Origin of the sequence: Chryseobacterium takakiae, assembly GCF_900129385.1 — a bacterium.
GTDB lineage: Bacteria > Bacteroidota > Bacteroidia > Flavobacteriales > Weeksellaceae > Chryseobacterium > Chryseobacterium takakiae.
The window spans coordinates 13,271-26,013 of the sequence record NZ_FQVO01000012.1; the positions used below are offsets into that span (position 1 = coordinate 13,271).

At 37.5% G+C, this 12,743-nt stretch carries 10 protein-coding genes; 8 read left to right on the top strand and 2 right to left on the bottom strand.

The genetic code is table 11. The annotated features are described in order from the left end of the window. Positions 1-47 precede the first annotated feature (47 nt). From BUA76_RS14795 to BUA76_RS14810, 4 genes are all read left to right on the top strand, one after another. Positions 48-239, top strand: coding sequence for a bacteriocin-like protein (locus BUA76_RS14795; RefSeq protein ID WP_072885571.1), 192 nt, complete (start codon positions 48-50; stop codon positions 237-239). 250 nt (positions 240-489) lie between these two features. Then, complete coding sequence (gene ychF / locus BUA76_RS14800) at positions 490-1,581, top strand: redox-regulated ATPase YchF (RefSeq protein ID WP_072885572.1); 1,092 nt, start codon at positions 490-492, stop codon at positions 1,579-1,581. A gap of 310 nt (positions 1,582-1,891) precedes the next feature. Next, a complete protein-coding gene (locus BUA76_RS14805; RefSeq protein WP_072885573.1) occupies positions 1,892-2,839 on the top strand; it encodes a helix-turn-helix domain-containing protein in 948 nt (315 codons plus the stop codon). An 88-nt stretch (positions 2,840-2,927) separates the two neighbouring features. After that, entirely contained in the window at positions 2,928-3,692 is a 765-nt protein-coding gene (locus BUA76_RS14810; protein WP_072885574.1) for an SDR family NAD(P)-dependent oxidoreductase, read from the top strand. Positions 3,693-4,058: 366 nt separating this feature from the next. On the opposite strand, the gene BUA76_RS14820 is transcribed toward BUA76_RS14810, so the two are convergent. After that, entirely contained in the window at positions 4,059-5,207 is a 1,149-nt protein-coding gene (locus BUA76_RS14820; RefSeq protein WP_072885576.1) for a methionine aminotransferase, read from the bottom strand. Between the two features lie 563 nt (positions 5,208-5,770). Between BUA76_RS14820 and BUA76_RS14825 the strand changes: the two genes are divergently transcribed. The 4 genes from BUA76_RS14825 to BUA76_RS14840 are packed head-to-tail and all read left to right on the top strand — an operon-like array spanning position 5,771 to position 11,419. Then, entirely contained in the window at positions 5,771-7,636 is a 1,866-nt protein-coding gene (locus BUA76_RS14825; RefSeq protein ID WP_072885577.1) for a DNA topoisomerase IV subunit B, read from the top strand. A 52-nt stretch (positions 7,637-7,688) separates the two neighbouring features. After that, positions 7,689-8,171 (top strand): hypothetical protein, encoded by a 483-nt coding sequence (locus BUA76_RS14830; protein WP_072885578.1) that lies wholly within the window; start codon positions 7,689-7,691, stop codon positions 8,169-8,171. Between the two features lie 3 nt (positions 8,172-8,174). Further along, positions 8,175-10,754: a DNA gyrase/topoisomerase IV subunit A gene (locus tag BUA76_RS14835; protein WP_072885579.1), complete on the top strand. Its 2,580-nt coding sequence runs from the start codon at positions 8,175-8,177 to the stop codon at positions 10,752-10,754. 11 nt (positions 10,755-10,765) lie between these two features. Next, positions 10,766-11,419, top strand: a complete 654-nt coding sequence (locus BUA76_RS14840; protein ID WP_072885580.1) for a rhomboid family intramembrane serine protease — start codon at positions 10,766-10,768, stop codon at positions 11,417-11,419. A gap of 48 nt (positions 11,420-11,467) precedes the next feature. On the opposite strand, the gene BUA76_RS14845 is transcribed toward BUA76_RS14840, so the two are convergent. After that, complete coding sequence (locus tag BUA76_RS14845) at positions 11,468-12,715, bottom strand: hypothetical protein (protein WP_072885581.1); 1,248 nt, start codon at positions 12,713-12,715, stop codon at positions 11,468-11,470. Between the last annotated feature and the right edge of the window lie 28 nt (positions 12,716-12,743).

A 12,743-nucleotide genomic window follows, 5' to 3' on the forward strand; every position in this document is an offset into this window, starting at 1 on the left:
GGAATTTATTTATATTTAGTACCGAATTAAAAATAAATTTAATTACTATGAAAAATCTTAAGAAAATCTCAAGAGAACAATTAAAGCAGGTAAAAGGTGCTGGTCCTGATCTTCCGGCTTGTCCGGTAGGATATTTTTGGAAATGTGAAGCTAATGGAGTATGTGATGAAACATTTGATGAATGGAACTGTTTTTGCGGATGTTATCCTGTGGAGATAATACTACCCAATCCAAGATAAGCAAAGCCCTCTGAAAAGAGGGTTTTTTAGTTATAATTACAAATCATTTTGACATCTTATTTTTCTTGTCATGTAGCGAAATAATAATATTAGAGATTACCAATGAGTATTCTGAGCCAAATTCACTATCTTTGCACACTCATAATTCAAAGATGATGGTTTCGGGTTTAAGTTAATTGTCTATATAGCTTTAAACTTAGCTCTAAACAGTAAACCTTGAATTTTAAACATTAAATTTGAATCTAACGTTATGAAATGTGGAATCGTAGGCTTACCAAATGTAGGTAAATCAACTCTTTTTAACTGCCTGAGCAACGCAAAAGCACAATCGGCCAACTATCCTTTCTGTACCATAGAACCCAACCTGGGGACAGTTTCCGTACCGGACCAGAGACTGTTTGAGCTGGAAAAAATAGTAAAACCGGAAAGAGTTTTGCCGGCGGTTGTAGAGATCGTAGATATTGCAGGTCTTGTGAAAGGTGCCAGCAAAGGAGAAGGGCTGGGAAACCAGTTTTTGGCCAATATCCGCGAGTGTGAAGCCATTATCCACGTATTAAGATGTTTTGATAACGGAAACATTGTACACGTAGAAGGTTCCGTAGATCCGTTAAGAGATAAAGAAATTATTGACATCGAGCTTCAGCTGAAAGACCTTGAAACCGTTGGAAAAGCGGTTGAAAAAGCTAAGAAATTCATTAAATCCGGAAAGAAGGAAGATATTCTGACGTATGAAACTTTGCAAAGCCTTCAGAAATTTTTGGAAGACGGGAAAAACGCCAGAGAATTTACAACGGATGATTTTACTAAAACAATCATCGGAGAAGTTCAGCTGTTGACCAATAAACCGGTGCTTTATGTTTGTAATGTGGATGAAAATTCCATTAAAAACGGAAACGAGTGGATCGGTAAGATTGAAGAAATGGCTAAAAATGAAGGAGCGGAAGTAGTAGTGCTGGCTGCTCAGATTGAGGCAGATATCAACGAACTGGAAACCTATGAAGAAAGAGAGATTTTCCTTGAAGAACTGGAACTTACAGAGCCGGGTGTGAACCGTCTCATCAGAAAAGCATATGATCTTTTGAAGCTTCAGACCTATTTTACGGCAGGAGTTAAGGAGGTAAGAGCCTGGACGATCGGTCAGGGATGGACAGCGCCTCAGGCTGCCGGAGTGATCCACACTGATTTTGAAAAAGGTTTTATCCGTGCGGAAGTCATTAAGTACGACGATTATATGCAGTACGGTTCCGAAGCAAAAGTAAAGGAAGCCGGAAAACTTTCCGTAGAAGGAAAGGAGTATATCGTGAAAGATGGTGATATCATGCACTTCAGATTCAACGTATAAGAAAATATTAAAGTTAGTTATTATAGAAAAACGCTTCCGATTGATTTTGGGAGCGTTTTTTGCATTCATGTCCGAAACTTTTAACTATGAAACTTATCCGCTGTATTTTTTCGCTGTTAATTAATATTTAAGACACTATTAAAATCTTTAATTTTACCCTTTTAAAGCCCTTATTAATAAGATAGTTTTTGCTTCTTTTGCTGTTGCAGTTAAATCATTTTTGCGAAAAATGCTCAATAGTTAGCAGTTAAAATTACAAAGGTTTAAGCAAGCTTAATATTTCGTACATTTGAATTATACAAATTTTAGTATGGAAAAAACAGCACATATTTCCTATGCTTCACTGGATGATTTTTACCGGGAAATGACTTCCAAGCTCGGAACGGATATCGGAAGCATCTTTCCTAAAGGACTGCACAAAGAGATCGGACATTTCAATGTATTTGATATTGCGCAAACTATAGAAAAGGTGAAGCTCACTTCCGAAATGCCCTATAACAGAAGAAAATATTATAAGATAAGCCTGATCAGAGGAAGAAACAGAGCAGAATACGCAGACAAGATCATTCAGATAAAAAACAATGCTTTGTTGTTTGCTACTCCGAAAGTTCCCTACCACTGGGTTCCTGAAGATACCAACCAGTCGGGAAGCTTCTGTGTATTTACCGAAGACTTTTTTATTAAAGATAAATCATACAATACCCTCGAAGATCTTCCGATTTTCCAACCGGGAAATATTCCTTTATTTGAAATTGATGATGATCTTGCGGACGAAATAGAGCAGCTTTATCGCAAAATCAAAAAGGAAATAGATTCGGATTATATTTTCAAATATGATCTCATCCGGAATTATGTGCTGGAGCTCATCCACTACGGACAGAAATTGCAGCCGGCTTCAAAATTATCAACCTCAAATGATGCTTCTCTAAGGGTAGTTTCCCTCTTTATCGAATTGCTGGAAAGACAGTTTCCTATTGAATCCTCAGACCAGAGACTACAACTGAAAACCGCAAAAGACTATGCCGACAGATTGGCTGTTCATGTAAATTATTTAAACAAAAAATTAAAAGAAAGCACAGGAAAAACCACAACGGAAATCATCGCAGAAAGAATTGTACAGGAAGCCAAAATTATGCTCAGACAAACCCGGTGGAATATTTCAGAAATTTCTTACGCATTGGGATTTGAAGAGATCGCCCATTTTTCCAACTTCTTTAAAAAGAAAACTTCACTGGCGCCTATGGAATTTCGTTCATGATTTGAATTTTGCAAATTTCAGTTTGATTAAAGCAAACAGTCGAGCCCCGAAATAGCTGAACTTTGTTTCATCAAAAAAATAAAACATAATGGAAGCAAGAACAAAAATTGCATTAATTACCGGCGGAAGCCGTGGGTTGGGAAGAAATTCAGCCATTAAAATCGCTCAGGAAGGACTGGATGTCATTATCACTTACAACAGCAACAAAGATGAAGCAGACAAAGTAGTGAGCGAAATCCAGGCATTAGGAAGAAAAGCCATTGCCTATCAGCTCAATACCAAAGATACAGGAAGCTTTGATGCTTTTGTAAAAACGGTAGGAGATCATCTTGAGGAAAATACCGGAAGCAGAAACATTGATTATCTGATCAATAATGCAGGAACAGCATTGTATGCCCCGATTCCCGATGTAACCGAAGAGCAGTTGGATGATGTGGTGGATATTCATTTTAAAGGCGTATTTTTCCTGACACAGAAATTTTTACCGTTTATGAATGATAACGGAGGAATCATCAATATTTCTTCAGGATTGGCAAGATTTGCATTACCGGGATCTTCCGTGTACGGTTCGATCAAAGCAGGCGTTGAAATGCTGACGAAATACATGGCGAAAGAGCTGGGACCAAGAAGAATTAAAGTGAATGTAGTAGCTCCGGGAGCGATAGAAACGGATTTTGGCGGAGGAAGAACCAGAGATGACGAGCATATCAATGCGATGGTTGCTAATAATACAGCTTTAGGAAGAGCAGGACTGCCGGATGATATAGGCGGAGTGGTAGCTTTCCTTTGTACCGAAGATGCCGGCTGGATCAACGGGCAAAGAATTGAAGCTTCCGGCGGAATGTTTTTATAACTAAATCCGGTGGTTAAGTTTCTAGAAGCATCATTACCTGTGAAATCAGTGTGATCTGTGGGATAATTCCACCATAAACCGAAGGTTTGACGGGATTAAAAGTCACAAAAGATATCCATCCTATATAAGGAAGCTGAATATTTGAGGTTGAAAAAGCATATAAAAAGTTTAAAAAATCTTGATTTTTCTCTAATATGTTCTGGAATATTTTCAACAAATCAAAAAAATCATCTGTGACTCATGTGTAAATACAATTCAATGTAAAAACCTTAGGTTTATCGCTGGCTATTATTCTCAAAATTAGGTAGTTGTGGTTCTCGGAATCACAAAAAAGGGTGGCTTCGAGAACCTCAGCCACCTTTTTATCTATATTTTAGCCAAACTTTCCAATGCTTTTTCCAAAGTTTCCTGCTTTTTGGCAAAACACAATCGGATCACATTTTCATTTCGTTTATTTTTATAAAAAGAGGAAAAAGGAACACTGGCTACTTTGTGGGAAATAGTCAGTTCACGGGCAAAATCAATATCGCTTTTATCGGATATATTATCATATTTCAAAGCTTGGAAATAGGTTCCTTCACAATCCAGAAGTTCAAATCCCGTGTTGGCAAGTCCCAGTCTCAGAAAATCGCGTTTTTCCTGAAAAAATATACTCAGACCGTTATAATGATCAGGATTCTTCATATATTCTGCTAAAGCAAGCTGAACAGGTGTGTTTACCGAAAACACATTGAACTGGTGAACTTTCCTGAATTCTGCAGTCAGGTTTTCAGGAGCGGCGCAATAGCCTACCTTCCAGCCGGTCACGTGAAATAATTTCCCGAAGGAAGCCACCAGCAGGCTTCTTTCTTTCAGCTCGGGATATTGGCAGATGCTCAAATGCGGTTTCCCGTCAAAAACAATATTTTCATATACTTCGTCACTTAATATAAGAATGGAAGTGTCTTTAACAATGGTAATAAGCTCCTGAATGTCTCTTTCTTTTAAAATTTTTCCCGCAGGATTGTTCGGATTGTTGAGGATAATCATTCTTGTTTTATCGGTCACCAGATCCTTTACGGAGTTCCAGTTGATTTCATAATCCGGGGCTTTCATTTCAAAGCGCTTTACAATCCCTCCGAAAAGCTCTACCGTAGGCTCGTAACAATCGTAAGCCGGTTCAAAAATAATCACCTCATCATCTTTTTTAACAAAGCTGGCAATCGCAGTAAAAATAGCCTGTGTTCCGCCTGCCGTTACAGTGATTTCCAGATCCGGATGATAGACCGCCTGATGAGCATTTTCAATTTTTTTGGCAATTTCTTCTTTTAAGCCGATCATTCCGCCCATTGGCGCATACTGGTTAAATCCTTTTTTGATAAAATGATCAACGTAGTTTAACAGTTCAGGATCCGGCATAAAATCCGGAAATCCCTGTGACAGATTAATCGCTTCGTTTTCATTGGCCAGCTGCGTCATCTGGCTGAATATGGTTGTTCCTACATTGGAAAGTTTAGATAAAGGAAGTTGTATCATTCAAGGTCTTTTAGAATACCGAATTTAATTCAAAATTTTTAATACAGTTGTATTGGATTTAAATAATTTCAGGCATATAATTAATGTTTGTTTTTTTAGGATTAAATGTGAAAGCTTGCCAGTACTTCTTTTTAACTTTAAGTAGCTCGAGATTGTCTTAAAAGTTTCATTTTTAATGTAAGCTGAATGTTGGCGTACGAAGTTCAGAAATGTATAAATCTTAATAGTTTGATTGTAGATTCTTCGTTCTTTCAGAATGACAGAAGCTAGATATTTAACTTTTTAGTCTGCTATAACTTTTTTACTTCTTACTTCTTACATCTTACATCTTACTTCTTACTTTTTACCTTAGCCTTATTTAAAATTTATTAATTCACCGTAGTTTTACAGATGAAATTTTAGCTAAAGCTGCTTTATTCTTTCAGATTCTGTGGAATAATATTATTACTTGTCTTTAGTTCTGAAAACCGTATATTTTCAGCAAAATATTCGTGAAAAATAATCCAAAACCTTCGGATATTTTTCATCAATTTCGTATTTTTGTATGTTTGCTGAAATAACATATGTCACAAGAAATAAATCCAATCTATTCCGAAGATAATATCAGAACCCTCGATTGGCAGGAACACATCCGTTTGCGGCCCGGAATGTATATCGGGAAGCTGGGAGACGGTTCTTCTGCAGATGATGGGATATACATTTTACTGAAAGAAATCCTGGACAACTCCATTGATGAGTTCAGGATGAAAGCCGGTAAAAGAATTGAAATAAAAGTAGATGATGGTAAAGTTACCATCCGTGATTTCGGACGGGGTATTCCGCTCGGAAAAGTGGTGGATGCTGTTTCTAAAATGAATACCGGAGGAAAGTACGACAGCAAGGCCTTCAAGAAATCCGTAGGTCTGAACGGAGTCGGTACAAAAGCCGTGAATGCCCTTTCAGAATATTTTCGTGTTCGTTCTTTTCGGGACGGAAGATTGAAAATGGCTGAGTTTTCCAAAGGGATGATCACCGAAAACTACGATGAAAAAGATACCTCAGACCGGAACGGAACCGAAATATCATTCATTCCGGATGGCGATATTTTCCTGAATTTTAAATTCAGAAAAGAGTATATCGAAAGAATGCTCCGGAATTACGCATACCTTAATCCCGGTCTTAAAATATTTTTCAACGGCGAAACTTTTTATTCTGAAAACGGATTGAAAGATTTGCTGGAAGAAGAGCTTGAAAATGAAACGCTGTATCCTATCGTTCACTTGAAGGATAATGATATTGAAGTAGCGATAACACACACCGATAAGTCCCAGACGGAAACGTATTTCTCTTTCGTTAACGGTCAGAATACCACACAGGGAGGAACGCATCTCAATGCCTTCCGTGAAGCGTATGTAAAAACCATCCGTGAGTTTTTCAATAAAAATTTCGATGCTTCCGACGTCAGAAAGTCCATCGTGGCTGCTATTTCCATTAACGTAGAAGAACCCGTTTTTGAATCCCAGACCAAAACAAAGCTGGGATCCAATGATATCGGACCCAACGGACCAACGGTAAGAACTTTCGTGATCGATTTCCTGAAAAGCAAATTAGACAATTTCTTACACAAAAATCCTGAAGTTGCGGAAGCTATTCAAAGAAAAATTTTAATTTCCGAAAGAGAAAGAAAAGAACTTTCCGGAATCCAGAAGCTGGCCAGAGAACGGGCTAAAAAAGTTTCTCTGCATAACAAGAAGCTTCGTGACTGCAGACAGCATTACAATGATCAGAAAAACGAAAGAAAAGGAGAAACCCAGATCTTCATTACAGAAGGGGATTCTGCGTCCGGATCCATTACCAAATCCAGGGATGTGGAAACACAGGCCGTATTTTCATTAAAAGGAAAACCGCTTAACTGTTACGGACTGACCAAAAAAGTAGTGTACGAAAATGAAGAATTCAATCTGCTTCAGGCTGCTCTGAATATTGAGGAAAGTCTGGAAGACTTAAGATACAACCAGGTGATTATTGCAACCGATGCTGACGTAGACGGGATGCATATCCGTTTGCTGATGATCACGTTCTTTTTACAGTTCTTCCCTGATCTTATCAAAAACGGACATCTTTACATTCTTCAGACCCCGTTATTCAGAGTAAGAAATAAAAAAGAAACAAGATATTGTTATTCTGAAGCGGAAAGAGTTAAAGCGCTGAATGAATTAGGAAAAAACCCTGAAATAACACGATTTAAAGGGCTGGGTGAAATTTCCCCGGATGAATTCAAGCATTTTATCGGGAAAGACATCCGCCTGGAGCCTGTAGTGGTGGGAAAAGATCAGACCATCGACCAGCTGCTGGAATTTTATATGGGTAAAAATACACCGGACCGACAGGTTTTTATTTTGGAAAATCTCGTTGTAGAAGATCCTGATATTGATAAAAAAGAAGTATAAGTTGATATTGAAGATGAAAAAATAAATCGATAAACCACAAAAACACAAAAATATGAGACTTAGTAACCGTAACAAAACTTCGGTATACAGCTTTATCAACACACTGCTTATCATGCTTCTGGCAGCCGGCGTGGGTGCTTACTTTCTGGAAGAGAACAAATTCAACGTCCTGGGGAAAGAAAGTTTACTGCTGATTGTTATACCATTGCTTTTAATACTATTGTTTTATCTCAACGGAAGGCAGATTTTTGAATATGACAGCGATGGTGAAGCGCTACATTTCAGAAACAGAAATGTAATTCCTTTTCTGCAAAAACCTCTGAATGACGAGTTCCCAAAGTATAAACTGCTGAAATTTGAGATCATCAATATGTTTTTTATGAAAAGACTGTATATAACGATCTCAAGTAAAAACAGCGGTACTACACTATTAAAATACGAGATTTCATATCTTACAAGAAAAGAGCTTGCAGATTTGAGATTCTCCTTAAATAAAGTGACTAAAACAAATAAAGAGAACAGAGCTAATATATAAATAATGACAGAAGAACACCCGCACGAAGGTGAAAGCCTGAAGAAAGTTTCCGGCCTTTATAAAGACTGGTTTCTGGATTATGCTTCTTATGTAATTTTAGACCGGGCCATTCCGTCGGTTTATGATGGTTTTAAACCTGTTCAGCGAAGAATCATGCATTCGATGCGTGAGCTGGAAGACGGACGTTACAATAAAGTAGCCAATATTGTTGGAAATACCATGAAGTACCATCCCCACGGTGATGCTTCCATTACGGATGCCATGGTGGGAATCGGGCAGAGAGAACTGCTGATAGATACCCAGGGAAACTGGGGAAATATCTATACCGGAGACTCTGCAGCTGCGGCAAGATATATCGAGGCACGCCTTACGCCTTTTGCGCTGGAAGTGGTTTTTAATCCGAAAACTACCGAATGGGCAAAATCGTATGACGGCAGAAATAATGAACCGATTGATCTTCCGGTAAAATTCCCATTGCTTCTGGCACAGGGTGTGGAAGGAATCGGAGTCGGACTTTCCACTAAAATTCTTCCCCATAATTTTAATGAGTTAATCAGCGCTTCCGTTGCTTATCTGAAAGGGAAAAAGTTCGAACTGTTCCCGGATTTTTTAACGGCAGGGTATCTGGATGTTTCTGAATATAATGACGGGCAGAGAGGCGGTAAAGTAAGAGCCAGGGCTAAAATTTCACCGCTTGACAAACATACGCTTATCATCACGGAACTTCCATATTCGAAGACAACAAGCGATCTCATTGATTCTATTCTTAAAGCCAATGAGAAAGGGAAAATCAAGATCAAAAAAATTGAGGACAATACTTCAGATAAAGTTGAAATTCTGATTCATCTTCATAATGATGTTTCTCCGGATAAAACCATTGATGCTTTGTATGCATTTACGGATTGTCAGGTTACGATTTCACCGAATGCCTGTGTGATTGTTGGAGATAAACCAATGTTCATGAATGTTTCCGATATTTTAAAAATGAATACCGATCATACGGTTTCATTGCTTAAAAAAGAACTGGAAATCGAACTTCATGAGTTGCAGGAAAGTTGGCATTTTTCTTCCCTCGAAAGAATTTTCATTGAAAACAGGATCTATCATGATATTGAAGAAGTGAAAACATGGGAAGAAGTGCTGAAGACCATCGACAAAGGATTAAAACCTCACACGGGACATCTTTTAAGAGCAGTTACTGAAGAAGATATTTTAAGATTAACGGAAATCAGAATCAAGAGAATCTCAAGATTCGATTTAGATAAATTTAAAGAAAATATTGCGGCACTTGAAGGTAAAATCGAAATGGTAAAGCACCATTTGGATAACCTTGTTCAGTATGCGATTGATTATTATCTGAATATTCAGAAAAAATACGGAAAAGACCGCCAGAGAAAAACAGAGCTAAGGATTTTTGATACCATCGATGCTACGAAAGTGGCGGTGGCCAATGAAAAGTTCTATGCCAACTTTGAGGAAGGCTTTATCGGAACTTCGCTTAAAAAAGACCAGTATCTGTTCGACTGCTCGGATATTGACGACATCATTACTTTCAGAAAAGACGGAAGCATGAAAGTCGTAAAAGTGGAAGCAAAGACGTTTATCGGGAAAGATATTCTGCATGTGGCTGTCTGGAAGAAAAACGATAAAAGAACGGTGTATAATATGATCTACCGCGAAGGCAGGGAAGGTCCGTATTACATGAAAAGATTCTCTGTAACCGGGGTTACAAGAAATACCGATTATCCTCTGGCTTCAGATAAAAAAGGTTCGGAAGTATTGTATTTTTCCGCCAATCCAAACGGAGAAGCAGAAACGGTTTCCGTTCTATTAAAGCCGAATCCAAGAATCAGGAAGAATAAGATGGATGTTGATTTTTCCGAGCTGGCCATCAAAGGGCGGGATTCCAAAGGAAACCTGGTAACGAAGTATTCGGTGAAAAAGGTTGATCTTAAAGAGGAAGGTGTTTCCACACTTGCACCGAGAAAGATATGGTTTGATGATACGGTACGAAGATTAAATGCTGACGGACGCGGTACATTGCTGGGAAGTTTTAAAGGAGATAATAAGATACTGACTATTAATACGAATGGCGAAGCAAAGCTTGTTTCGTTTGACCTCGGAAACCGTTTTGACGATGAATATCTTGTCCTGGAAAAGTGGAGACCGAATCAACCGGTAACGTGCATATATTTTGACGGAGAAAAAGATATTTATTTTATTAAACGGTTCTTGTTTGAAAATACACCGAATGTACAGACATTTATGCCTTCGGAACACCCGAAATCATTTATCGAAAATGTAATTGTTGCCAATGGTGCGACTGCCGAAATTATTTTCGCAAAAGATAAAGGCAAAGAGAGAGAGCCCGAAACCGTAAATATTGATGAATTTATTGCTGTTAAAGGGATTAAAGCGATCGGAAACCAGTTTACTAAGTTTAAGGTAAAAACCATTAACATAACTGTTCCGGAGCCTGAAGAGGAACCTGAAGTATACGAAGACCCGGAGCCAACAGCCGGAATGGATGAAGATGGCATGATTGGTGATCTTTTTCAGAGTGAAAACAATTCCGATAATTAAATTTAAGAAATATGAATATTTTAATACTCATTATAGCAATTACTGCGATCATAAGCTTCGTCGCACCCAACGGCAGCAGTAATTTCGAAAAATATAAATTCAATGTAGGAGCTATCCTCAACAGAAAAGAATATATCCGTCTGCTTTCTTCAGGATTTCTGCATGCCGATATTTTTCATCTTTTGTTTAATATGATGACGCTTTACTTTTTCGGACCGGTGGTGATGCAGGCATTTGGTAATTTTGGCTTTATCCTTATTTATTTAGGATCAATTCTGTTGGGAAATATATTTTCACTTTTTGTATACCAGAGACAACCGTGGTATTCAGCAATCGGTGCTAGTGGCGGAGTTTCAGGGATTTTATTTGCTTCTATCGCCATGATACCTCACCTTGAAATTTATATGTTTTTTATTCCGATAGGTATTCCGGGTTTTGTATTCGGGCTTGTGTATTTCAGCTATTCCGTTTATATGATGCTGAATCCGAATCAACATGATAATATTGGCCATGCTGCCCATTTGGGAGGTGCCTTTTTTGGGCTGGTGTATGCTGTTACTGTTCAGCCGCAGGCTGCGATCGCCAACTCTCTTTATTTGGGAATTATGTCGCTCCCGCTGATTTATCTTGCGTATGAAATTTTTGTGCGTAAAAGGATAGGATAGATTACACTAAATATATAAAACCAATGAAATTGTTCATTGGTTTTTTATTTATATTGTTTCAACTTTAATATTGTCCGACAGGTATTTTGGAAGCTTTTTTACTGCATTAGTAACTTTAGCATTATTAAATTTTTTCTCTGTTTTGCTTTTGGTGTAATAATTACAGTTTATATATAGAAAATAGGCTAAAACTCTATTATAATCATCCAGTTTTTCATCCTCGATCATCGAAAGAATCTTGGTAAGAAAAAGCACTCTGTCTTTCGATTCTGAAATAGCCCTTCCCAGTCTTCCGATATCTCCGTAATAATGGTTTTTTTCCGCATTATCTATTCTGAAATAAATACCCAGTAAAAGATCAGGAACATTAATATCCAGCTCTTCCAGTTCTTTAATGTAGGTTTGGCGGTCTTTCCATGCGTAACTTGCATCAGATACTCTTTCAAAACGATCATTCATAATATCGAGATGAGAGCGTAAAAATATTTCCCAATGGGCAGTTTCTGCTGATAAAAGCGCCATGTTAACCCCCTGAACTCTTGGACTGAAATCATTACTGCAGGATCCTACAGCCTCAGATGATCTCATCTCATCCAAAAGCTTTTCTTTTTTATTTTTAGGGAGACTCTGCCAGTTTTCAGGAAGCGAAACCAATGCATTAAACCTTTCGCTTTTAGCATTTTCTTTGAATTTCGTAATTGAAGTATCGATCAGACAATCGGAGTAAATAATTTGTCTTGAATATTGCGGATCTAAAGGAATGCTTTTAAAATTTTCAGGAAAATAAAAGGCTTCAATATGTTCTTCGGAATATGATCTTTTAGGTTCGTAGTTATAGATCCAAGTCCCTTTTTCAGGGTATTCTGCGGACTTTTTATAATCTTTTTCTATATAAAAACCATAATCATCATTAAGTGATAATTCATTATATACAATGATGTCTTTCTTATCATAATCCTTTGCCTTCGTTTTGATAATAAGGACGTCTTTTTTTACTGAGGCATCAGGATATTTCAGGATAAAATTTTCTAAAGAAATATTACTGTCCATATCTTTTTTCGCCTGGCCAATGTTTCCCGAATTAAGTTTGATAACGCAACCTTTTACCTGTTTATTTGAATAAAAAACTTTTGTAAGATCGCAAGTCTTGTATTTCAGATGTAAGGAGTCTACAATTTTCCCAAGCTTATCCATTGTTTTTTCATTATAGATAAGTCCATTTTTATAAGTGGTAAATTCCTGGGCTGATGTTAATGAAACAAATAAAATTCCTATAAAGCAAAATCTTTTTCTCATGCAGATACACAGTTTAGTTTTGTGTATA